Below are 22,584 nucleotides of genomic sequence, written 5' to 3'. Positions count from 1 at the left end.
AAAAGGCGGGCCTTTTTCAGTTCAGGTTCCTTACCGGGCCAAACAACGCATCCGCAATGGCCCTATGCGCGGCCGGACCGATCATATGTTCCGCCATCGGCTGTTGCAGGGTTCCGAACAGCATATCCTCAAGCTCATCCGATTGGCCGGATACACTGACTGCGATCTCAATGACGTCGGCACAATGCGGCTTGAGACGCGTCAGCATCTCAGTCGTGACTGCGACCGGTTGTTGTTGTCCTTGAAGGTGCTCGTCTACGCGCAGGTTCAAGAGGATGACTGGCGTATCTAAGCGGGTTAGAAGATTGCTGACCTTTTGCACCCAATTGCACCGCAATTCTTCGGCTACCATTTCGAAACGCGCGTCCTGTCGGTTCTGCAAAAGGGTCACCAGATGACGAACAAAATGCACCTCGGCAAAGTCAATCTCAGGGTAAAGAGCAATCAGGTCTGGCGTCGGCGCCAGGACCCGGTCATTGCGGCGCGGATGGACGCGGTAAAAGTGATTCGACTGCCCAAGGATCGTCGGAGCCTGAAGAATGCACAGCTCTGCCCTGCTCATCAGATCGAACAGTCCTGCATCACCGCAGACGGCCTCAACTCCGCAAAACAGGCTGCCCAGATTCAGACAGCGCCGGTCCAGCTTGCCTTCGAGAATCGCTGAAAAGGGGCGTTCGACGAAACGCCCATAGGTTTCGTCCCCGCCCACACAGGCCATGTACGCCGAGTCCAGCGACCGTTTTGGCCCCCGGAACCAAAGGCGCGATTCACCGTATTGGCATACGGCATGCCCGGCCCCCGCCGAGCCTGTTTGATGATAGCTCATAACACTCACCCATTTTTCACCCGGTTGCCATCTTACAGCCGCATGTCTTTAGAAAGTGCTAATGTGCGCATTTGAAGCAAATTGGATGCGCCCGATCCCCTTGCCGCCCCCACCGATCTGCCGGTACTGTCCCACCAATCCCGAGACTCAGAGGCATAAAAAACATGGACGTACAATCAGTCGGAGTGATCGGCGCTGGACAGATGGGCAATGGTATCGCTCATGTTCTGGCCCTGGCGGGATATGATGTTGTGCTGAACGACGTGAATCAGGACGCACTGAGTGCTGCCGTGACGACAATTCAGGGGAATTTGGCCCGTCAGGCCTCGCGCGGGAAGATCACGGACGAGGCAATGCAGGCCGCGCTGGGCCGGATTCAAACAACGTTGCAATTGCCCGAGCTGGGTCAGACGGACCTTGTGATCGAAGCCGCGACAGAGCGGGAGACAATCAAGCAGGCAATTTTTGAGGACCTGCAACCACATTTGCAACCGCATACGATTCTGACCTCGAACACGTCGTCTATTTCGATCACGCGGCTGGCCAGCAGAACGGATCGGCCCGAGAAATTCATGGGGTTCCACTTTATGAACCCGGTGCCGGTGATGCAGTTGGTGGAATTGATCCGGGGGATCGCCACGGATGAGGAAACCTTTGCCACCTGTAAGGCCGTGGTGGATCGTCTGGGCAAGACCTCGGCCAGCGCCGAAGATTTCCCCGCCTTTATCGTGAACCGCATCCTGATGCCGATGATCAATGAGGCGGTCTATACCCTGTATGAAGGCGTTGGAAACGTGCGTTCGATTGACGAGTCGATGAAACTGGGCGCAAACCACCCGATGGGGCCTTTGGAATTGGCCGATTTCATCGGGCTGGACACCTGCCTGGCGATCATGAACGTCCTGCATGACGGGTTAGCCGACACCAAGTACCGCCCCTGTCCGTTGCTGACCAAATATGTAGAAGCCGGCTGGCTGGGCCGCAAAACCGAACGCGGGTTTTATGATTACCGCGGTGAGGTTCCGGTTCCTACCCGCTGAGGGTAAGGGGGCCAGCCCCCTCGCCCGGATTTTATCCGGGCTCACCCCCGGGATATTTTTAGACAGATGAAGAGGCGGATCAGCGGTCGGGGTTTTCGCCCAGAGACAGGGTATGCGCGCGCAGCCATGTCATGAAGCCGCGCGGATCCGTTTCGAGCAATTTCATATCCTCATCCGAGATCGGCTTGCCGATCACCGGAGATTGCGGTTTGTTGCAGGAACGGACGATCTCGTGCAGCAGCAGGCCCTGACGCAGGATCGGCGACAGTTTGTTGGCGATCTGATAGGCGCGCGAGTTGCTGCCGGGGAAAAAGATCGGCACCACACGGGCGCCCGAACGGCGGATCATTTTGGCGGTGAAGACGTTCCATTCCCGCTCTTGCGCGGGGCCGAACCAATCGTCCGAGGACATCACTACGCCCGATGGGAACAATGCGACGACCCCACCGTCTTTCAGGTGTTCCATCGACTTGCCGCGCATTTCCAGCATTTTGGTTTGCGCTTCGGGGTCGTGCGGGAAGGGTACCGGAATCATGAACGACGTCGCGGCCTCATCCAGCCCGGTCAGGACCGAGCGTGTGAGGATGCGGTAGTCGCCCCGGACCCGGCCGATCAGCTCGGCAAAGATCATCCCGTCGACCATGCCATGCGGGTGGTTCGCCACCACCACGACGGGGCCGTCTTTCGGGATGCGCGCGATCTGTTCTTCGGGCGTTGTCAGCTTGATCCCCATGGTCTCAAGCGCGCCGCCCCAGAACCGCTGACCGCGATAGTACTCGTTCTTCTTCTCGAACTTATTGACCATACGCAAAATGGTCAGCTTACCCGTGCACCATTCGATGGCGCGTATGGCTGTCGAGGTCCAGGCGTCGTCGAAAGAGTTTGCGTAGGTCAGAGTTCTACGGTCGTAGACTTCGCCCTGATCTTCGAGCCCGTCTACAACCGGGCCTGTCTTGGTATCGTGCGTCGTTTCCGCCAATTCCTGGTCTTCCCGTTCTTGGTCACACGGTCGATTGGGTCAGAACCCTTCCCCGAACTTATCGTTCACCAGGGTTTCCAAAGCATCGGCCAACGCCTCAGCATCCGGTCCGGACGTCTCGACGTCAATAGTCGTTCCGCGCGAGGCTGCCAACATCAAAAGGCCCATAATGCTGTCGCCCGATGCAGAAAAGCCATCTTTGGAAACTTCGGCCTGCGCATCGAACCCCTCGACCACCTCAACCAGCTTGGCCGAGGCACGGGCATGGAGACCTTTTTCGTTAATGATTTTCAGGCTTCGATTGGTCATTCTTAATCTGTCCGGTCTTCTTCCAAGGTCACATTTTGCGCATTAATATATTTGCGTCCAGCCTCCATCGCCTGCCGCACGGCATCGGCAATTGGCAGGTGGCGGGTTTTGGCCAGTTTGATCAACATCGGCAGATTTGCCCCGTAGAGGATACGGCGATCCTGCGGCGTACAGGCCCGCAGGCTGAGATTCGATGGGCTGCCTCCGAACAGGTCTGTCACAACGACAACCCCGTCCCCCGCATCGACACGGTCGGCTGCGGCACAGATTTCGGCCTGCTTGGCCTCACGATCATCGTCGGGATCAATGGAAATCGCGACAAGGCCGGGTTGAGGCCCCACGACATGTTGCACGGCCGCAAGGTATTCCTTGGCCAGTCCCCCATGTGCTACGAGTACGATTCCGATCAATTCGGCCTCACATTCAACGATCGACGCTCCATTTCGCGGTGCCTAATTGCCACTTGCTGCCCCTGTTCCGCAAGGGCCTTTGCCACAGCTTCGGCGACCGCTACGGATCTATGTTGCCCTCCGGTACAACCGAAGGCCACGGACAGGTGCGCTTTACCCTCGGCCCGGAAGGTTGGCAGCAGCAGTTTCAGCAGATCAACCACCCGGTCAAAGAACGGTGCATAGTTCGTATCGGACTGAACATAGTGCGCCACATCCGGGTTTCGACCATCTTCCGACCGCAGCTCGGGCCGCCAATAAGGGTTATCCAGAAACCGGCAGTCAAACACCATATCCAAACCCGGGGGGAGACCGCGTTTGTACGAAAACGATTCGATAGAAAGCGCAAGATGCCGTCCGCCTTTGGGGGCGAACCACCGCTCGACCTCTTCGCGCAGTTGGTGGACATTCAGGGGGCTGGTATCGATCAGAATATCCGCCGCGCCACGGATCGGTACGAGCAAACCTTTTTCCTGACGCACGCCGGTTTCCGGACCTGCATCGGTGGCCACGGGGTGGCGGCGGCGGGTTTCCGAGAATCTCCGCAGCAGGACGTCATCACTGCAATCCAGATAGAGGGTCGTCAGGTCCACCTTCTCCATCCGCCGTAGTTTGGCCGCCAGATCGATGAACCCGGTGGTCGAGAAATCGCGGTTCCGCACATCGATCCCCAGAGCCATGGGGCGGTCGCCCTGTGCGCCGTCCAACAGGCGCGATAACAGGCCCATCGGCAGGTTATCGATGGCCTCAAAGCCCAGGTCCTCCAGAACGCGGATGGCCGTTGTGCGGCCTGCGCCGGACGGGCCGGTTACCAGAACGATGCGCTGCTGCTGTGTCATGTGCTGGGCCATTCCGGGTCCACACGTCCCATTTTCAACAATTGTACGAGTGCTGCGGCCAAATTGGGGATGCCGCCCCCCCGAAGCAAGGGAACAGTTTGCCTCAGCACTTTGATTTCTGACCGGCCTGGCAGCCGTGCCGGTTCGGTCTGACTGAGGTCGACGACAAAATGGACCGGCGCCATGTCCACGCTATGCGCCCGCAACAGGCCAATACCGCGGGCTTCGATCAAGCCGCGCAGGTTCGGGGCGGCCGAGGCCACCACCTGTCCGTCCATCAGACGCAACTGCACCCGGTCGTCCCCGACCAACACAGCGCCCAACGCCATCATTTGCAGGGCCAGGCCCGATTTTCCGGCCCCTGCTGGCCCCAGAATCAATGCGCCGCGGCCCTCGACGGCCACGCAAGTTGCATGGATAATGTCGGCGCCTTTGTCTGTGTTCGAAAGCGTTTGGTCGCCCATGCGATTAGACAGGCAGACCCACGACGAACCGGGCGCCCTGCGGGTCAGAGGTGATGTCCGCCTCGGTCGGGCGAATATTCTCGGCCCAGATCACGCCGCCATGGGCTTCGACGATCTGCTTGGATATGGCCAATCCAAGGCCGGAGTTATTGCCAAAATGCTCTTCGGGGCGTTGTGAATAGAAGCGTTTGAATACCTTGGTCAGGGCCTGTTCGGGAATGCCCGGACCGGTGTCTTCGACCACGACCAGAACCCGGTTTTCCCGTCTGCGCACCCAGACACGAATGGCATCGCTTTCGTCACAGAAGGAAATCGCGTTGGTGATCAGGTTGACAAAGACCTGCGCAAGACGCGCCTCAAGACCGTTCACGATGATCGGGTCCGGCGGCAGATCGGTGATATAGTCGATGCCCTTTGCACGCGCCTCTTCGCCCAGATACTGCCCCAGATTGCCCAGAAGATTCAGCAGGTCAAAGGGCTGTTCCTCTTCCTTGACCAGCTCGGCATCCAGGCGCGATGCGTTCGAGATATCGCTGACCAGACGGTCCAGCCGCCGCACGTCGTGTTCGATCACGCCCAGCAATTTGTCGCGCTGATCTTCACGCTTGACCATGCGCAGAGTGCCGACCGCAGATTGCAGACTGGCCAGCGGGTTCTTGATTTCATGCGCCACATCCGCCGCAAATTGCTCATTGGCGTCAATGCGGTTGTAAAGCGCTGTGACCATCCCCCGCAGCGCCCGGCTGAGACGCCCGATCTCATCGGGGCGCGCGCTCAGGTCGGGGATGCGGATACGGCCGGGGTTCACCCCAGCGCCACGGTCTTTGCCCATTTCAGCGGCGGCGGCCAGATCGGCGAGCGGGTTGGCGATGGTTGACGCCAAAACAAGGCTAAGACCGATCGAAACCAGCAAAGCCACCACAAACATCTGCAGGATGCGCTCCTGTTCGCGCCGGGCTAACGCGTCGATTTCGCCGGCAGGGCCCGCCATGGCCACGGCACCCACAGCCGCATCTGCCAGAACGATGGGTGCGGCCCCGACGATGACGGTCTGGCCCAGATCATCCTGAACAGCCTGCACCTGCATCTGGCCTTGCAGGGCCTCTGGTATGATCTCCTGCACCCGTTGGGCCAGGGTCGGCGCATCGCTGCCCTCCCCCCCGGCAAAGACGCGCGACAATCCGGTCCAGACCGCATGCAGCGCGTCGCTGATCAAAGTGCTGCCAGTTTGAACCTCGGCGTCAGATCGCAGCAGGCCCGGCATTTCAGATGGGGTGGCCGCCCCGCGTGTCCAGCCGATCAGCGTCCCGCTTGCGTCGTAAACAAACACCTCTCCGCCATCCGGCAGGCTGAGCCCCGCCAGCGTGCCTTTCACGTCCAGACCAGATGCATCCTGTGCACCCGCGGCCTGTTGCTGACGCAGCTGAGCCTCAAACACGTTACTGACAAGCTGCGCGTCGCCCATGAGGTTGCGGGCGGTCTGCTGTACCTGTTCCTCGCGGGAGTCGTCGAGATAGAGCAACCCGGTCACCAGAATGACCAAGGCAATCAGGTTGAACGTGATGATCTTTCGGGCCAGCGGCGAGCCGCGCAACGCGAAAAGGTTGCGGCGTCGGCGAGACGCGCGCAACTCGGCCGACTCGGGGTCCTGCGGGATGACCCAATCATCCCCCAGAACGACGTCACCGTCCCGCAATTCGATGGTTTGTTCCGTATCCCGCACCAGGTCAGGTTACCCTTCTTCAGCGGCCACGCTTATTCTTCGTTATACCTGTAGCCAATGCCGTACAGGGTTTCGATGGCCGAAAACTCAGGATCTGCCGCGCGCATCTTCTTGCGCAGCCGTTTGATATGGCTGTCGATGGTCCGGTCATCCACATAGACCTGATCATCATAGGCAACATCCATCAGCTGATCGCGGCTTTTGACAAAGCCCGGACGCTGCGCCAGTGCCTGCAGCAGCAGAAACTCGGTCACGGTCAGGGATACGTCGTTGCCCTTCCAGCTGACCGCGTGGCGCAGCGGGTCCATCCGCAGCTCGCCGCGTTCCATCACCTTGGTGTCGCCGGTAGTGGCATTCGTCACATCGCCCGTAGTCGCCTCTTGCCGGCGCAGAAGCGCGCGGATGCGTTCCACCAGCAGACGTTGCGAGAATGGCTTTTTCACATAGTCATCCGCGCCCATGCGCAGGCCCAGAACCTCATCGATCTCATCGTCTTTCGAGGTCAGAAAGATGACCGGCATCTGGGTTTTCTGCCGCAGCCGTTGCAGCAAATCCATACCGTCCATGCGGGGCATCTTGATATCCAGCACGGCCATATCGGGAAGTTTTTTATTGAAAGCGTCCAGGGCTGCTTGCCCGTCATTGTAAGTTTCGACCTCGAACCCTTCGGCTTCGAGTGTCATGGATACGGACGTCAGAATGTTTCTGTCGTCATCCACCAGTGCAATCTTTGACATCGGGTTTACCCCTATTCCTGCTCACTCATGCAATATTTCGCTTATTAGTAAGGCATCTTTGTCGTTTTTATGGCCGCGAATCAATCCGTATCTGCGAATCGTGCGTTTGTTGTCACATAGCTGCGGCAAAAAAGCCGTTAAAGCGGGCAGAAAAGCGCTTTGATTTCCGACAGGGAATTTCTGGTGGCGCTAAACCTGGACTTGGTTGCGCTAACTACACGAAAGCGACCTGTTCATGCCCCAAACGACCATGATAAGACCCGCCTGTCCGCCGGAATGACCCGGCAAAATGCCCCAAGAGCGCACCCGGCCCAACCGCCGCCGCGCCGCCACAGGAGAAGACACACATGACATCTGGACGGGTTAACCCGCAATTCCGCCTCGAAGATCAGGGCATCGAGGGTCTGGGCAATGTCTATTACAACTTCATGGAACCGGCGCTGATCGAAGAGGCGCTCAAGCGCGGCGAAGGCACCCTGGGCAATGGCGGGGCCTTTCTGGTCACCACCGGCAAGTTCACTGGCCGGTCGCCCAAGGACAAGCACGTCGTGCGCACCGACAGCGTTGCCGACAGCATCTGGTGGGAAAACAACGCCGAGATGAGCCCCGAAGGCTTTGACGCCCTGTATGTCGACATGCTGGAGCATATGAAGGGCCGCGACTATTTCGTGCAGGACCTGGTTGGCGGGGCTGACCCGACCTATTCGATCAACGTGCGCATGGTCACCGAACTGGCCTGGCACAACCTTTTCATCCGCCACCTGCTACGTCGTCCGGATCGCGAAGATCTGAACGACTTTATTGCCGACTTCACAATTATCAACTGCCCCAGCTTTCAGGCCGACCCGGCCAAGCATGGCTGCCGCAGCGAAACGGTGATTGCGCTGAATTTCGACCGCAAGCTGATCCTGATCGGTGGCACGGAATATGCGGGTGAGAACAAGAAATCCGTCTTCACCCTACTGAACTACATGCTGCCGGAAAAAGGCGTGATGCCGATGCATTGCTCGGCCAACCATGCTGTTGGTAACCCGGTCGACACGGCTGTGTTCTTCGGCCTGTCGGGCACTGGCAAGACAACCCTGTCGGCTGACCCTGCACGCGTGCTGATCGGCGATGACGAACATGGCTGGTCCGATCGCGGCACCTTCAACTTTGAAGGCGGTTGCTATGCCAAGACCATCAACCTCAACCCCGAGGCTGAGCCAGAAATCTACGCCACCACGTCGAAATTCGGCACCGTGATCGAGAACATGGTTTTCGATCCCGAAACCAAAGAGCTGGATTTCAACGATGACTCGCTGACCGCAAACATGCGCTGCGCCTACCCGCTCGAGTATATCTCGAACGCGTCCAGCAGTGCGCTGGGGGGACACCCCAAGAACATCATCATGCTGACCTGTGATGCGTTCGGCGTACTGCCTCCGATCGCACGGCTGACCCCGGCACAGGCGATGTATCACTTCCTGTCCGGCTTCACCTCGAAGGTTGCGGGGACCGAGCGTGGCGTGACCGAGCCGCAGCCCACCTTCTCGACCTGCTTTGGCGCGCCTTTCATGCCACGCCGCCCGGAAGAGTATGGCAACCTGCTGCGCGACAAGATCGCCCAGCACGGCGCAACCTGCTGGCTGGTCAACACCGGCTGGACCGGCGGCGCCTATGGCGTTGGCTCGCGGATGCCGATCAAGGCCACTCGCGCCCTGCTGACTGCCGCGCTGGACGGCTCGCTGCGGGACGCCGAGTTCCGCAAGGACGCGAATTTCGGCTTTGACGTGCCTGTTTCAGTCCCCGGCGTGCCCGAAGTTCTGCTGGACCCGCGCCGCACATGGGATGATCAGGCTGCATTCGACAAGCAGGCCGAGAAGCTGGTTCAGATGTTTGCCGAGAACTTTGAGCAATATCTGCCCTTCATCGATGAAGACATCAAAGCCGTCGCTATCGGTTGACGCTAAGCGGTGCTAAGTTGACGGGAAAGGGGCCTTCGGGCCCCTTTTCTATGGGAGTCTCACGCAAAGGTATTCTTGTTAAAGTTGTATTCTAAACCTTGTGCAGACAAATGCGTTGCCCGACATCCCCTCATGCGCTACGAAACGATGTCATTATGATAAAAGGTCCGGTGCAATTTTGCACCGGACCGACCTTAAAAACACCTTGGGGAAGCTCACGCAGACGTTCACATCAGCAATTAGAGCAACCTAATCAGGTACGTAGTGTATTATGAAGGGGAAAAGTGTCAACGTGAGATATGCTGAAAACACTCAGTTCAGGATATCGAAACACTCCGCGAAACTGCGGATCACGGCGCTTGAAAAGATGGGTAAGACATGACTGAAATCTCGAAACTGACCGAGCTGCGCAAGCTGATGCAAAGCATGGAACGCACGCTGGGGCTGGAGCAACTCTCTCCGGTTGAGCGTGACATCTACTATGCAGCTGAAGAGCTGTCGAAAGACGACACCGAAGTGCGCACCTTCGGATTGATCGAACACACTCTGGTTCAAAGCGTTTCGCGCCCGACATTCTTTCGCGCGCTGAAGTCGCTTGTTCAAAAGGGATATCTGTCGCAAAGCGGCAGCGCCAACCGGGGCCGGTATATCGTTCATGCCCCCAGGTAACGCCCTGAACCTGCGCGCAGGCAGTTGATCGACGTGCGCAGGTGGGCAACTGACACCTTCTACGCCTCTTTGGCTTATGTGGTCGCATCATACCTCACGTTCGAGGTTTTGATGCCGCTGCAGAATGTGTTCTTTCCGGAATATCCCAGCAGGGCCAGCCTTCTTTTTCTGCCGCACGGCGTGCGGGTTCTGTCGGCATGGCTGCTGGGTTGGCGTGCGATCTTCGCGCTGTTGCCGGGTGTCTTTCTGGTCTTTGCCGTCCTCGGCGGCAGTGACGTGTTCCTGCCCAGCCGGTTGATCGCAATCGCCATCGCCGTCACAACCGTGCCGGCAGTGTTCTACCTATGCAAATGGGCCGGGTGGGACTTGTTTCCGCACCCGGATCGCAAGCCGTGCTGGTCCTGCGTCATGGGGGTCGGGATTGTGACGTCCTTCCTTGTCTCGGGCCTGACAAACCTGGCCTTTGGCAGCGCGCGGGCAGAGTATGTTGCCTATCTGATCGGGGACATCTTTGGCCTGCTCTTCCTTATGCTGGGCCTGTATTTTGCCTTTCGCTTCGCCGACAAGCGCCGCTAACCCAACAAGCCACGCCGCAACAGGTTCACCCCTGCAATCAGCAGCACCAGCAAGGTGATCTTGCGAAACACCGCCTGATCAATGCGGGATTGCAGCCACAGCCCCGCCAGCATTCCAACCAAGGCCGGAGCAATCAACACGGCCGAAAACGGCGCCGTGTCCGCCCGAAAGATGCCCGACACCATATGGGCAATCAACAGCGCCACCGCACCCAGCCCATAGATCACCCCCTGCACCCGCATCTGGATCGCTTTGGGCGTGTTCAGCGCCGTCAGATAAGCAACGGTTGGCGGCCCCCAGATTCCCGACATCCCGCCAACAAAACCGGCAATCGCACCGATTGCGGCCTCAACCCGCGCCGAAGGTGCGCGCAGTGTCAGCTTCACGCCCAGAACCTGGATCAGCGCAAAAAACGTGACCGGAGCACCAATCATCAGCAGAAAGGTCCGGGCCGGAACGGCGCTGACCAGTTGCGCCCCGATCAGCAGGAACACCAGCCCGACGGCCAGAAACACACGGAACTCTTTGATGGCTGACACAGCGGCGGGAATGCCTTCGCGCAGGGCCTGCACACCGTTCGTGACCAGCGTCGGCAGGATCAGACCCGCAATCGCAAGCTCTGGCGGCAAGAACAGGCTGAGGCCCGAAATCAGCACCATCGGCATGGCAAAACCGACCATCCCCTTGACCCAACCCGCCACGAAGGCCACGGCCAATGCCAAAATCAGGTCCTGCGGAGTGAGCAAGGAAAACAACGTCATAGCCCCGTCATAACACTGTTGCCGCGTGCTGCAGTGCAAAATCGTATAAGCAATTTTCGAACTATTTCGCGACGTAATTCGTATTTTTGTTGCGCTGCACGTGCAGCATGATATGACCAGACGACAGCAAAGAAGGACTCGATTCATGGCCCATGACGGACAGGATATGACCCAGATGACCACATCCGCGATTTTGCCCGACCTTCTGGCACTGACCCGCGCGGCGCTGCCCGCAGTGGACAATGTGTTTGAACGTGCCCGGGCCTCCGTGCGCGAGATGGTCACCGCCGAAGGTCGTGTGTCCGGCGGATTGATCGAGGCGCACCAGACGGCTGCCCATGGCCTGGCATGGCTGGCAACCTACAATCAGTCTCTGCAACAGATGCAGCGATGGGCCGAGGCCTTGGAAAGCGATGGCAAGTTTGGTGAAATAGAACAGCTGCTGCATCAAATCGCGTTTGGCGAATACCTGTGGCAGGTCTATGGCGGCATCCAAATGAACCAGGGTGAAATCGTTCGCCTTCAGGATCTTGGCCTCAGCCAGGACGATATGCGCGCTTTGATGCTTCCCGAGGTGATGACCCTGACCCAAGGCGGTAACACTCAAGCCGCCCGCAGCCGTCTTGTGGAATTGATGGAGGATCAGGCCGGGGCCACCATGTTCGGGGCTTCCGGGCTGGACGAAGAGCTTGAGATGATCCGGGACCAGTTCCGCCGCTATGCGGTCGAAAAGGTCGAACCTCACGCTCATGAGTGGCACCTGAAGGATGAGCTGATCCCGATGGAGGTCATCGAGGAATTGGCCGAAATGGGTGTCTTTGGCCTGACCATCCCCGAAGAATTCGGCGGTTTCGGCCTGTCCAAAGCGTCGATGTGCGTGGTGTCCGAAGAACTCTCGCGCGGCTATATCGGCGTCGGTTCGCTGGGCACTCGGTCCGAAATCGCGGCCGAACTGATCATCGCAGGCGGCACGGATGAGCAAAAGGCCAACTGGCTGCCGAAACTGGCCAGCGCTGAAATCCTGCCCACCGCCGTGTTCACCGAACCCAACACCGGATCGGATCTGGGCAGCCTGCGCACCCGCGCGGTCAAGACTGCCGAGGGCGATTATGAGATCACCGGCAACAAGACATGGATCACCCATGCGGCGCGGACCCATGTGATGACCCTGCTGGCGCGAACCAACCCTGACAGCACCGACCACCGGGGCCTGTCGATGTTTCTGGCCGAAAAGACACCGGGAACGGATGAAGCTCCCTTCCCCACCCCCGGCATGACCGGCGGCGAGATCGAGGTTCTGGGCTATCGCGGCATGAAGGAATACGAACTGGGCTTTGATGGCTTCAAAGTCAAAGGCGAGAACCTTCTGGGCGGCGAAGAGGGCAAAGGCTTTAAACAGCTGATGGAGACGTTTGAGTCCGCCCGTATCCAGACCGCCGCCCGCGCCATCGGCGTGGCGCAAAGCGCGCTGGATATTGCCATGCAATACGCGCAGGATCGTAAGCAATTCGGCAAGTCCCTGATCAACTTCCCCCGCGTCTCGGGCAAGTTGGCGATGATGGCGGTCGAAATCATGATCGCGCGCCAGCTGACCTATTTCAGCGCGTGGGAGAAAGACCACGGCCAGCGCTGTGATCTTGAGGCCGGCATGGCCAAGCTGCTGGGCGCGCGTGTCGCCTGGGCGGCGGCCGACAATGGCCTGCAAATCCACGGCGGCAACGGCTTTGCGCTGGAATACAAGATCAGCCGTGTCCTGTGCGACGCGCGCATTCTCAACATTTTCGAAGGGGCTGCCGAAATTCAGGCACAGGTCATCGCACGACGTCTGCTCGGGTGACCGAATACGGCAGCTCTGTTTCCCCAACTGACCCGGCCTTCGTGCCGGGTCATTTTCTGTCTGGATCAGATGTGATCCGCCGAAAAGCAACTTCCCCTTTGATCACAGGCCGGAACAAGGTTACAGCAGCCAGCGTCCCTTAACCAATGGCATTCGGAATGATCAGACGACTACTCGCGCTTTGGGCGATCCTGACCCTTGTAGGCTGTGCGACAACGCAGGCCCCCGTCACTCAAAATGATGTGGACGATCTGGCACGGGCCATTCAATCCCTTGGCCCGAATGTCGATCCGGCCGAGGCCAAGCGGGCCGCTGAAATCTCTTATACCTACTCGCAGCAGCTCAAGCAGGACTGGAACGTCACCGATGCGGCCATTGTCCACAACGCCAAGATCATCAACGGATTTCGCGAGTTTGGCCTGTGCAATGACTGGGCGCAGGCCATGACCACGCGTCTGCGGCAAGAGGATTTTCGCACGCTAGATATGCACTGGGCCACCTCCCCTCCGACCGCGTTTCGGATTATCCATCATTCGGCCCTGATCAGCGCCAAGGGGGATTCGATGTATGACGGGATCATCCTTGATCCATGGCGCAACAGCGGCGATCTGTTCTGGGATGAGGTCCGCGAGGATACGCGATACAACTGGAGGCCCCGCAGCGAGGTACGCGAAGAACTGCTGAGCGGCGCGAACCCTTACTGAAATTGCTGTCATGACCCGATTTCTGCTGACCCTGCCCCTTCTGGCCCTGTTCCAATGCGACAGGGATGAAACCGTCGCGGCCTATGGCGCTGCGGATCAGGTCTGGACCCTGCAAGAGATTGACGGGCAAGCTTTCGAGGCCAGCGCCCAACTGCGTTTTCCACAAGAGGGCAGGATCGAGGGCAACGCCCCCTGCAACAGCTATAGCGGCAGCCTGAGCGCGCCGTATCCATGGTTCGAAATCACCGACCTGACCGCCACCCGCGCCGCCTGCGTGGGGCTTGAGGCCGAAGGGTTTTACTTTGCCGCCCTCATGTCCATGACCCAGTCCGAAGTCTCGGGCGACGTGCTGATCCTGCGCAATGAGGACGGGCACGAGATGGTGTTCACAGCCGCCGAGTGAATTGATCCAAAAACCGCGCCCGCGCCTCTGGCAACGGATTGTGACCCAGCGATGGCGCGACGCGGTGTTCCAGAAAGTACCCGGTCGTGCGCAAGGCCTCGGCGATCTCGGCATCTGGCGCTGCGCCCTCGCCGCGCAAACAAGGCGGCAGCGGCAAAAGCTTGTCCGCCCATTCGCCCGCACCCTTGGCGCTGACTGCGCGGCCCGTTCTGGGTGAGACATAGACCAACCCCTCGGTCGCGCCGGTCACTGCGCAGGCTGTCAGGTCCAGACCAAACCCCAGCTCTTCCAGCAGCGCCAACTCCCAGCGCAGATAGGCCAAAGGCCAGACCTCATCCTGCCCCAACAGGTCCATCAGTTGTTCGGACTGTTTGTAGATCGCGGGATGCGGCTCGCGTTCGGGCAGACAAAAGGACAGCAACGCAACCACCGCATTCAGCCCGGCCAACGCCAACCGCCCGGAAAAGGCCGCAGCCGCACGGGACCTGAGCGGCTCGACCTGAAATGTTCCGATATGTTCCTCAAGCCGCGCGCGCCAAAGCACGTCCAGTTGCGCGCCGGGCTGCAGGATCGGAGCGATCTTGCGACTTGTCCCTCCGCGCACCACACCTGCATGGCGACCATGGGCCTGGGTAAACACCTCAATGATCGCCGCCGTCTCACCATGACGGCGAGAGGTCAAAAGTATGCCGTGATCGCGCCAGTCCATGGCGGAGTATCCGTATCCTTTGGTTCGCTACATGGCCGCCGAGAGGCTTGCTATGTCAGCCCCTCCCGATATATCGGTCAACGTGGATACTTTCACAGTTCCACGTCAAAGTGCAGAGCATTTGGTTGTGACTTTTTCAGTGGGATCATAGAGCTCCAACCTACCGGACGTGAGCGTCCGAATTTCCGACATGGCCGACAGTCCCTGAAACGCTTCGATTAGGTTCTCAAACTCTTGACCCACTTCATCCGGCAGGTCCGACATCAACACCGTCTGCCCCAGCATTGTCAGATTAAGAACGCTTATCTTTTCGATTTCTTCAATAAGATAGTCGCCGTCAATTTCCCAGTTTCCAGACCCAATCATCTCGATTTCAACGTCGAGCCCAGCCTCGCTGGCGGAAATAACCAGATTCGCATTGGATTTGTGATTGCTCAAATATTGCAGAGTCAAAGATGCCAGTTCGGTCTCTCCACCGTCCGGAGATTCGACGGTTGAACGACAATCCCAACTCCCGACCAGCAAGCTGCTTTTGTCAGTTTGTTGCGCTTCACAACCGGCGAGAAGAAGATAGCTTACACATGCGGAGATCGGCGCCAAGGCCTTGATTGCGTTATTCATTTCAGTCCCAAATATGTGAATTTCCACATGATTTGGCTGACTGCTGAGTGTTATGCAATTTCATACAACAAGGGCTCTGGTTAAACAGTCGAGCCGTCACCGAGGCGCAACACCACGTCGTCTTTGAGACATTTTTTGGAGTTCAGATCTCACTCCAACCCTTCTTCCCCCAGCAGATGCCGTCCCTGTCGGTCCTCGACCTCGATCACCCAAAGGTCGGGGTCAAAGCTGCGCTGTTTGGTGACAGCGGCGTCGACATCACCCTCAGCGCCACTGGACAGCTCGACCCATTTGCGTTCTCCGCTCATCAGATCAAAACTGCGCTGAAAGGCAATCGCCTGACCGTCCAAAGTGTTCAACTTGATCAGCACCGCGCCGGCTGTGTCATCGCCATGGGCAACGACAAAAGCCGGGATTTCCTGAAAACGCAGCCGCGCCAGATAGGCATGCACCCAGAACTCTGCCGTCAGACGTGCCATTGAACCGCCCCATCCGCTGGGCGTAAGAATTTTCGACGAAAATTCTCGGCCCGCGTCATGCGTTGCCGTCTTTGAAATCCAGACCCATTTCCGAGTACCGTTCAGATTCCTCAAGCCAGTTGGGGCGGACTTTCACCTGCAGGAACAGGTGAATCTTCCGGTCAAGGAACTCTTCAAGCTCGGCCCTTGCGGCCTGACTAACTGCCTTGATCGTCTCACCCCGTTTGCCCAGAACGATCCCCTTGTGGCCGTCGCGCATGACGTAGATAACCTGATCGATTTTGGCCGAGCCATCCTTGCGCTCTTCCCAGTTCTCGGTCTCGACCGTCAGCTGATAGGGCAGTTCCTGATGCAGGCGCAGGGTCAGTTTCTCGCGCGTCATTTCGGCTGCGATCATGCGCAGGGGCAGATCGGCGATCTGGTCTTCGGGGTAGAGCCATGGGCCTGCGGGCAGCTCGCCCGCCAGCCAGGTGCGCAGATCGTCTACGCCATGGCCTTTTTCGGCTGAAATCATGAAGGTCTCAGCAAAAGAGTAACGCGCGTTCAGGTCACTGGTCAGCGCCAGCAGTTTCTCGGATGGCACTTTGTCGATCTTGTTGATCGCCAGCGCGATAGTGCGGCCCTGCCCGATCTCGTCCAGACCTTCCAGAATACGCTCGACACCTTCGGTTATGCCGCGGTGCGCCTCGACCATCAACACGACCACATCCGCATCCGCAGCCCCACCCCAGGCCGCCGCGACCATGGCACGGTCCAGACGGCGGCGCGGTTTGAACAGGCCGGGCGTGTCGACGAAGACCAGTTGCGCGTCGCCCTCCATCGCCACGCCACGAATACGCGCGCGCGTGGTTTGCACCTTATGCGTCACGATTGAGACCTTGGCCCCGACCATGCGGTTCAGAAGGGTGGATTTGCCTGCGTTGGGCTCTCCGATCAGGGCGATAAATCCGGCGCGTGTGGTCATGTATCCTGCGATCCTGTTTGCAAGTGCGCACCCCTATAGCAGAAAGGGCCTTTGGGCCAGAGGGATTTGTCGCATTGCGGCCATGCGTCGGCGATGCCACTTATGCGGCGCGCGCCCAGCCAGGCCGAGCCCGGTGCAGTTTTCCCGTTCATGAGGTTGGATATGAGACGTCGAGAGTTTCTTTTGGGTACTGCCGCCGCCACCGGCGCGGCAGGTCTGGACGGTTTTGGGCTGGCAGCTGGAACGCAAGAGCTGGTGATACAACCGGCCAGCTACCTTCTGCGCGACCAGGTCACGAACGGCATGGTCAGCCTGTCGCCGGATGCGCCACCCCCGGTTCTTTATGGCAAGCAGGGTAAGGTCATGCGCCTCCCGGTGCGCAACACGCTGCCGGATTACACGGCCATGCATTGGCACGGGTTGCGCATTCCCAATAAAATGGACGGCGTGCCTTATCTGACGCAGATGCCCATGGGGCCGGACGAGGTATTCAACTATGAGTTCACGCCGCCGGATGCGGGGACCTATTGGTATCATCCCCATTGCATGACGATGGAGCAGATGGCCCACGGCCTGACCGGTGTGATGGTGATTGCCGAGGCCGAGGACCCTGGTTTCGACAGTGACCAAGTGGTCAACCTGCGGGATTTCCGACTGGATGATGACGGGGCTTTCCTGCCCGCCTATACGGCCCGCGGGGCTGCGCGGGCGGGGACATTCGGCAATGTGCAGACCGCGAACTGGCAGCACAGCCCAGTTTATGACCATGCCTCGGGCAGTCTGGTGCGGCTGCGCGTGGTGAACACGGATACGACCCGGATTTACAAAGTACATCTAGCTGGTGCAGAGGCGCGGGTTATCGCCTGGGATGGCCATCCGGTCGAGATTGACATCCCCCTGCCCAAAGCCGATGAGCCTATGCTGATGGGACCCGGTCAAAGGGTGGATTTTGCTGTCAGGATGCCCGGTGATGAAGGGCAGATGGTCAACCTCATGGCCAAGTTTCCCGGTCAGCCGCCGCGCGCCGTGACCCGCTTGCGAGCGATGGGGGCATCTGCATCGCGCGATTTGCGCGAGCTGCGGGCTTTGGCAGCAAATCCGACAGCAAAACCCGATCTGGCCAATGCCGAACTGCATGAGTTTGTGTTCGGCTGGACGCCCGAAGGGGGTGAGCCGGTGAACGGGTTCTGTGGGTCTTTGGGTTATAACTTCTGGTCCATCAACCGCACGCCATGGCCCGGCGACGCAGCACCGGGGGTTGGGCCGCTGGCGACGCTGGAAATGGGCAAGAGCTATGTTCTGCGATTGCGTAACGAGTCGCCCAATCTGCATCCCATTCACTTGCATGGATTGGTGTACACGCCACTGAGTTCGAACCTGCGTGTTCTGCCTCCGCTTTTGACGGACACAATGTTGCTGTTGAAAGATGAGATTGTGGACATTGCGCTGGTCGCGGACAATCCGGGCGATTGGGCGTTTCATTGTCACGTGATTGAGCATCAGAAAACCGGTCTGACCGGGTTTATCCGGGTGGTCTGAATGTCGAATTGGCTGTGCCAATCCGACCGGTGAGGGGGCCAGCCCCCTCGCCCGGATTTCATCCGGGCTCACCCCCGGGATATTTTTGGCCAGATGAAGGGGACCCCGGCAGCTATTTTGGCAGGCTTTCAAGCAATGCCTTGGCGGCGGCCTGCTCGGCCTGACGTTTGGAGCCTGCGGTGGCCTGAGCCTCGGGGCCGTTTTGCAGCCGTGCGGCGATGGTGAAGACCGGCGCGTGGTCCGGGCCGCTGCGCTTGACCTCGACATAGCTGGGCGGTTTTTGGCCCCGGGCCTGCGCCCATTCCTGCAATGCGGTTTTGGCATCGCGGGCATCGGCCTCGACCGTGTAAATGCGGTCACCCCAGAGCGCCAGGATCACGTCGCGGGCGGCCTCGAACCCGGCATCGCGGTAAATGGCGGCGATCACAGCCTCCATCGCGTCGCCCAGCAGGGCCTGTTTGCGACGTCCGCCCGACAGCATTTCGGACCGACCTAGTTTCAGCACCGCGCCCAGATCGATCTGGCGGGCGACGTCGGCACAGGCTTCTTTACGCACTAACGCGTTGAAACGCGGAGCCAGTTGGCCTTCGCTTGCGGTTTTGTCCGCCTCAAGCAGCGCCGTTGCCATCACGAGGCCAAGCACGCGGTCGCCCAGAAACTCCAACCGTTGGTTGTCAGGGCGCGTTGCCGAAGACACAGAGCCATGCGTCAGGGCGCGCGCCAGCAGATCGGGGGATTTGAACTCATACCCCAGACGCTGTTGGAACGCTTTTATGTCAGCCGATAGCTTCAATTTACCGCCTTGAAGAAGCGATCTCCGCGCCATGTCCAGAAGAACAGCATCGACCGGCCCGCGGAGGAGAACATGACCCGGTCCGCACGTCCGATGAGGTTTTCATAAGGCACATATCCCACGCCACCGGCAGATTGCGACGCGCGGCTGTCCAAAGAATTATCGCGGTTGTCGCCCATGAAGAAATAGTGGCCTTCGGGCACAGTGTAGATGCCGGTGTTGTCCGCGCTCTGGTTGCCGATGTTGAGGACATCATAGGTCACGCCATTGGGCAGGGTTTCGATGGATCGGGATTTCTCGCACATACCGCCGATCCCCACGGGCCCGTTTTCGCAGCGCGGGCGCAGGCGCTGAGGCCCTTGCGGTTCGGCCGTTTCGACAAAGACACCATCGGGCTGCTGCGGTACGGGCGTGCCGTTCAGGATGATCTGGCCATCGCGGATCTGGATACGATCCCCCGGCAGGCCGATCAGACGTTTGATATAATCGCGCCCGGTCACCGGGTGGCGAAACACGATGACATCCCCGCGCTCGGGTTCACCGCCCCAGATGCGTGTGTTGTCGCCCTTCATCCATCCGCACACATCCTCGGCATCGATGTTCAGACCGACACGGGGGATGATCAGGCTGGGACAGGACGCATAGGAATAGCCATAGGCCATCTTGTTGACGAACAGGAAATCCCCGATCAACAGGGTCTGTTTCATCGAGCCCGAGGGAATCCAGAAGGGCTGAAAGAACAGAGTACGGAAAACGCCTGCGATCAGCAGGGCGTAGACGATGGTTTTGATCGTCTCCCAAACGGGATTTCCGGTTTTGACGTCCTCGGCCATACTGCTCTCCGGTCCTTGGGTTGTTGGGGTGCTACATGCGGGTCGGCTGGGGGCAAGTCAAGGCTGAGCGGCGCGATCTTGAACGGGCCGCGCTTCGATCACCACAAAAGCCTGTGCCCAAGGGTGATCGTCGGTCAGGGTGACGTGGATGATTGCCTCATGACCTTCGGGCGTCATCTCTTTCAGGCGTTCAGCGGCCCAGCCGGTCACGTGCATCACAGGCTGGCCGGTGCGCAGATTGGTAACTGACATGTCTTTCCATGCGATGCCCATCCGCAGACCGGTGCCCAACGCCTTGGAACACGCCTCTTTCGCGGCCCAGCGCTTGGCATAGGTGCCAGCGATGTCGGCACGGCGTTCGGCCTTGCGCTGTTCGATATCGGTGAAAACGCGGTTACGGAACCGGTCGCCAAAGCGGTCGAGCGTGCCTTGAATGCGGTCGATATTCGCAAGGTCTGTGCCGATGCCGAGGATCATGGTTTTATCCGCGCTTGCGTGCCGTCTGTTTCAACTGGTTGTTTGCCCCAAGCCAGACAAATACCCGACACGTCAGCAAGGCTATGCCGTACAGCACAACCACAGCAACCAGCATAAACACAGGAGAGATTTGGGCCAGCATGTCCCATGCCCCCATCAAGACAACGAAGTATACGATGGCCAGGACCAAAGACCAGATCATCCCGATCAGCGCCATGAACCTTGCCGCTTTCCACATCTCGGACGGGGTTGGTTTTTCTCCGAAGTCTTTCACATAGCGCTGCCCCTCGACCATCGCGGCGATCATGAAAGGGATCATGCCCGCGCCCGAGCTTGAGAGATCAACCTTGAGAAGCAACTGCACGACAAAGATCGCAAGCGGTATGGCCAGGCTTGTTCCGACAAAGACCAGCGAAAACCGGGCAAGACGAGAGTTCATTTCAATTTCCTCTAATTTAGCAATGCGTTAACCGCGCACCTCATCCATCAGCCGGCGCATCTCGGTAATGGCGGGGGTGAGGCCGCGAAAGATCGCCTCGCCAATCAGAAAGTGACCGATATTCAGCTCGCGCACCTCTGGGAAAGCGGCGATGGGCTGCACAGTGTCATAGGTCAGGCCGTGGCCCGCATGAACCTCAAGACCCAGCGAATGGGCAAAAGCGGACATCTCGCGTAGGCTTTCCAGTTCACGTTTAGCTTCGTCCATGCGGCCTTCGGCATGGGCGTCGCAATAGGCGCCTGTATGCAACTCGATCACTTCGGCGCCAATGCGATGAGCGGCCTCGATCTGGCGCTGGTCGGCGGCGATAAAGATCGACACGCGGCATCCGGCCTCACGCAGGGGGGCGATGAAATGGGCCAGCTTGTTTTCCTCGCGCGCGACCTCAAGCCCGCCTTCGGTTGTGCGCTCCTCGCGCTTTTCCGGGACGATACACACCGCATGCGGTTTGTGACGCAGGGCGATCTTCTGCATCTCGGGCGTGGCGGCCATCTCAAAGTTCAGCGGAACCGACAGGACCTCCATCAGGCCATCAATATCGTCGTCCGAGATATGGCGGCGGTCTTCGCGCAAATGGGCGGTGATGCCATCTGCCCCGGCCTCTTCGGCCAGTTTGGCCGCGCGCAAGGGATCAGGATAGGCCCCGCCGCGTGCATTGCGCACCGTGGCGACGTGATCGATATTCACGCCAAGACGCAGGTGGGTATCAGACATCACTTGTTTCCTTTTTCGCGCTCTGGTCCGAGCCAGCGGGAGGCGGCGGAGGCCCGGCGGCCTCAGCTTCGGCCATCCGCTTGATTTCGTCGAATTTCGCTTTGATCTTGGCGCGGCGTCTCAGCTGATAGGTCCGCACTACCGGCAGGCTGAGGTAATAGCAGATGAACGCCGCCAGAAGGCCCGGCAGGATGCCCCCGATCAGGTAGGGAAAGAACACCTCATCGTAAAACACGCTGAGGCCGCGCCAGTCGGCCACGCGGTCGGTGAACATCGCCATGAAGTTGTTCTTCAGATCGCTCAGCGCCTTGCCAAAGCTTGCCATCAGACCGTGGGTTTCACCCTCTTCAAAGTCATCGCCCAGCAGGAAATGCCCGGTCTGCAAACAGACCACCCCGATCGGAACATAGGTCAGAGGGTTGCCAAAGAACGTCCCGCTGAGCGAGGCCAGCAGGTTGCCATTGATCAGACGGCTGAGCAGCGCGGCAATGAAAAAGTGAAAGCCGTAGAACGGTGTAAAGGCCGCAAACACCCCGGCCCCAACGCCACGCGCGATACGTTCAGGCGAATCCGGCAGGCGCCGGATGCGATGTTTGACATAATGAAAGGCGCGGGTCCATCCGCCGCGCGGATAGACAAATTCCGAGGCGATCTGAATGGGCGAGCGTCGATCTCGGCGCTTGAATACCACTCC

General features: G+C 59.1%; 27 protein-coding genes. 8 read left to right on the top strand and 19 right to left on the bottom strand.

Features of this window, described 5'->3' with window-relative positions:
- Positions 1–16 precede the first annotated feature (16 nt).
- Positions 17–826, bottom strand: a complete 810-nt coding sequence (locus tag ACR0J5_RS18775) for a DUF6473 family protein (RefSeq protein ID WP_480656094.1) — start codon at positions 824–826, stop codon at positions 17–19.
- Positions 827–990: 164 nt separating this feature from the next.
- On the opposite strand from ACR0J5_RS18775, the gene ACR0J5_RS18770 reads away from it, so the two are divergent.
- Positions 991–1,866: a 3-hydroxybutyryl-CoA dehydrogenase gene (locus ACR0J5_RS18770; RefSeq protein WP_480656092.1), complete on the top strand. Its 876-nt coding sequence runs from the start codon at positions 991–993 to the stop codon at positions 1,864–1,866.
- Between the two features lie 79 nt (positions 1,867–1,945).
- Here the strand turns inward: ACR0J5_RS18770 and ACR0J5_RS18765 are convergent, their stop codons facing one another.
- Genes ACR0J5_RS18765 through ACR0J5_RS18735 form a run of 7 tightly spaced genes read right to left on the bottom strand, consistent with a single transcriptional unit; the run spans position 1,946 to position 7,366 of the window.
- The gene (locus ACR0J5_RS18765; protein ID WP_480656090.1) at positions 1,946–2,845 is read right to left on the bottom strand and encodes a lysophospholipid acyltransferase family protein; all 900 of its coding nucleotides are present in this window, start codon (positions 2,843–2,845) and stop codon (positions 1,946–1,948) included.
- Positions 2,846–2,884: 39 nt separating this feature from the next.
- Positions 2,885–3,154, bottom strand: a complete 270-nt coding sequence (locus ACR0J5_RS18760) for an HPr family phosphocarrier protein (RefSeq protein WP_170328297.1) — start codon at positions 3,152–3,154, stop codon at positions 2,885–2,887.
- Between the two features lie 2 nt (positions 3,155–3,156).
- Positions 3,157–3,564 (bottom strand): PTS sugar transporter subunit IIA, encoded by a 408-nt coding sequence (locus tag ACR0J5_RS18755; RefSeq protein ID WP_480656088.1) that lies wholly within the window; start codon positions 3,562–3,564, stop codon positions 3,157–3,159.
- Positions 3,561–4,454: an RNase adapter RapZ gene (gene rapZ, locus ACR0J5_RS18750; protein ID WP_480656086.1), complete on the bottom strand. Its 894-nt coding sequence runs from the start codon at positions 4,452–4,454 to the stop codon at positions 3,561–3,563. Before rapZ ends, ACR0J5_RS18755 begins: the two co-directional genes overlap by 4 nt.
- A complete protein-coding gene (locus tag ACR0J5_RS18745; RefSeq protein WP_480656084.1) occupies positions 4,439–4,906 on the bottom strand; it encodes an HPr kinase/phosphorylase in 468 nt (155 codons plus the stop codon). Before ACR0J5_RS18745 ends, rapZ begins: the two co-directional genes overlap by 16 nt.
- 4 nt (positions 4,907–4,910) lie before the next feature.
- On the bottom strand, positions 4,911–6,629 hold the full coding sequence (locus tag ACR0J5_RS18740) for a sensor histidine kinase (protein ID WP_480656082.1): 1,719 nt from the start codon (positions 6,627–6,629) through the stop codon (positions 4,911–4,913).
- A 32-nt stretch (positions 6,630–6,661) separates the two neighbouring features.
- Positions 6,662–7,366, bottom strand: a complete 705-nt coding sequence (locus ACR0J5_RS18735) for a response regulator transcription factor (RefSeq protein WP_480656080.1) — start codon at positions 7,364–7,366, stop codon at positions 6,662–6,664.
- A gap of 347 nt (positions 7,367–7,713) precedes the next feature.
- On the opposite strand from ACR0J5_RS18735, the gene ACR0J5_RS18730 reads away from it, so the two are divergent.
- The 3 genes from ACR0J5_RS18730 (at position 7,714) to ACR0J5_RS18720 (ending at position 10,557) form a co-directional block, all read left to right on the top strand.
- On the top strand, positions 7,714–9,312 hold the full coding sequence (locus ACR0J5_RS18730; RefSeq protein ID WP_480656078.1) for a phosphoenolpyruvate carboxykinase: 1,599 nt from the start codon (positions 7,714–7,716) through the stop codon (positions 9,310–9,312).
- A 378-nt stretch (positions 9,313–9,690) separates the two neighbouring features.
- Positions 9,691–9,981: a hypothetical protein gene (locus tag ACR0J5_RS18725; protein ID WP_480656076.1), complete on the top strand. Its 291-nt coding sequence runs from the start codon at positions 9,691–9,693 to the stop codon at positions 9,979–9,981.
- 33 nt (positions 9,982–10,014) lie between these two features.
- Positions 10,015–10,557, top strand: a complete 543-nt coding sequence (locus ACR0J5_RS18720; protein ID WP_480656075.1) for a hypothetical protein — start codon at positions 10,015–10,017, stop codon at positions 10,555–10,557.
- Here ACR0J5_RS18720 and ACR0J5_RS18715 read toward each other — a convergent pair.
- Positions 10,554–11,318 carry a sulfite exporter TauE/SafE family protein gene (locus tag ACR0J5_RS18715; RefSeq protein WP_480656073.1) on the bottom strand — a complete coding sequence of 255 codons (765 nt, stop codon included), beginning with the start codon at positions 11,316–11,318 and terminating at the stop codon, positions 10,554–10,556. The genes ACR0J5_RS18720 and ACR0J5_RS18715 overlap by 4 nt on opposite strands.
- A gap of 145 nt (positions 11,319–11,463) precedes the next feature.
- On the opposite strand from ACR0J5_RS18715, the gene ACR0J5_RS18710 reads away from it, so the two are divergent.
- The 3 genes from ACR0J5_RS18710 (at position 11,464) to ACR0J5_RS18700 (ending at position 14,262) form a co-directional block, all read left to right on the top strand.
- A complete protein-coding gene (locus ACR0J5_RS18710) occupies positions 11,464–13,155 on the top strand; it encodes an acyl-CoA dehydrogenase family protein (protein WP_480656071.1) in 1,692 nt (563 codons plus the stop codon).
- Positions 13,156–13,313: 158 nt separating this feature from the next.
- Positions 13,314–13,859: a hypothetical protein gene (locus tag ACR0J5_RS18705; protein ID WP_480656069.1), complete on the top strand. Its 546-nt coding sequence runs from the start codon at positions 13,314–13,316 to the stop codon at positions 13,857–13,859.
- Between the two features lie 10 nt (positions 13,860–13,869).
- Positions 13,870–14,262 carry an META domain-containing protein gene (locus ACR0J5_RS18700; protein ID WP_480656067.1) on the top strand — a complete coding sequence of 131 codons (393 nt, stop codon included), beginning with the start codon at positions 13,870–13,872 and terminating at the stop codon, positions 14,260–14,262.
- On the opposite strand, the gene recO is transcribed toward ACR0J5_RS18700, so the two are convergent.
- The 4 genes from recO to era form a co-directional block, all read right to left on the bottom strand.
- The gene (gene recO / locus ACR0J5_RS18695) at positions 14,246–14,971 is read right to left on the bottom strand and encodes a DNA repair protein RecO (protein ID WP_480656065.1); all 726 of its coding nucleotides are present in this window, start codon (positions 14,969–14,971) and stop codon (positions 14,246–14,248) included. The genes ACR0J5_RS18700 and recO overlap by 17 nt on opposite strands.
- A 105-nt stretch (positions 14,972–15,076) precedes the next feature.
- The gene (locus ACR0J5_RS18690) at positions 15,077–15,592 is read right to left on the bottom strand and encodes a hypothetical protein (protein ID WP_480656063.1); all 516 of its coding nucleotides are present in this window, start codon (positions 15,590–15,592) and stop codon (positions 15,077–15,079) included.
- Between the two features lie 149 nt (positions 15,593–15,741).
- Positions 15,742–16,071, bottom strand: coding sequence for a DUF1491 family protein (locus tag ACR0J5_RS18685; RefSeq protein ID WP_480656062.1), 330 nt, complete (start codon positions 16,069–16,071; stop codon positions 15,742–15,744).
- A 55-nt stretch (positions 16,072–16,126) separates the two neighbouring features.
- Entirely contained in the window at positions 16,127–17,035 is a 909-nt protein-coding gene (gene era, locus ACR0J5_RS18680) for a GTPase Era (protein WP_480656061.1), read from the bottom strand.
- A gap of 162 nt (positions 17,036–17,197) precedes the next feature.
- On the opposite strand from era, the gene ACR0J5_RS18675 reads away from it, so the two are divergent.
- Positions 17,198–18,574, top strand: a complete 1,377-nt coding sequence (locus ACR0J5_RS18675; protein WP_480656059.1) for a multicopper oxidase family protein — start codon at positions 17,198–17,200, stop codon at positions 18,572–18,574.
- Between the two features lie 112 nt (positions 18,575–18,686).
- On the opposite strand, the gene rnc is transcribed toward ACR0J5_RS18675, so the two are convergent.
- Genes rnc through ACR0J5_RS18645 form a run of 6 tightly spaced genes read right to left on the bottom strand, consistent with a single transcriptional unit; the run spans position 18,687 to position 22,581 of the window.
- Positions 18,687–19,367 (bottom strand): ribonuclease III, encoded by a 681-nt coding sequence (gene rnc, locus ACR0J5_RS18670; protein ID WP_480656058.1) that lies wholly within the window; start codon positions 19,365–19,367, stop codon positions 18,687–18,689.
- Positions 19,364–20,200 (bottom strand): signal peptidase I, encoded by an 837-nt coding sequence (lepB, locus tag ACR0J5_RS18665; protein WP_480656056.1) that lies wholly within the window; start codon positions 20,198–20,200, stop codon positions 19,364–19,366. Before lepB ends, rnc begins: the two co-directional genes overlap by 4 nt.
- Positions 20,201–20,257: 57 nt before the next feature.
- The gene (gene acpS, locus ACR0J5_RS18660) at positions 20,258–20,677 is read right to left on the bottom strand and encodes a holo-ACP synthase (RefSeq protein WP_480656054.1); all 420 of its coding nucleotides are present in this window, start codon (positions 20,675–20,677) and stop codon (positions 20,258–20,260) included.
- A gap of 4 nt (positions 20,678–20,681) precedes the next feature.
- Positions 20,682–21,116, bottom strand: coding sequence for an ABZJ_00895 family protein (locus tag ACR0J5_RS18655; RefSeq protein WP_480656052.1), 435 nt, complete (start codon positions 21,114–21,116; stop codon positions 20,682–20,684).
- A 27-nt stretch (positions 21,117–21,143) separates the two neighbouring features.
- Positions 21,144–21,890 carry a pyridoxine 5'-phosphate synthase gene (locus tag ACR0J5_RS18650; RefSeq protein ID WP_480656050.1) on the bottom strand — a complete coding sequence of 249 codons (747 nt, stop codon included), beginning with the start codon at positions 21,888–21,890 and terminating at the stop codon, positions 21,144–21,146.
- On the bottom strand, positions 21,883–22,581 hold the full coding sequence (locus ACR0J5_RS18645; protein ID WP_480656049.1) for a DUF2062 domain-containing protein: 699 nt from the start codon (positions 22,579–22,581) through the stop codon (positions 21,883–21,885). Before ACR0J5_RS18645 ends, ACR0J5_RS18650 begins: the two co-directional genes overlap by 8 nt.
- Positions 22,582–22,584 lie beyond the last annotated feature (3 nt).

Source organism: Ruegeria sp. BE1, assembly GCF_056538885.1.
Note: the sequence above shows the minus strand (reverse complement) of the source record. Positions and strands in the feature narration are given on the sequence as shown.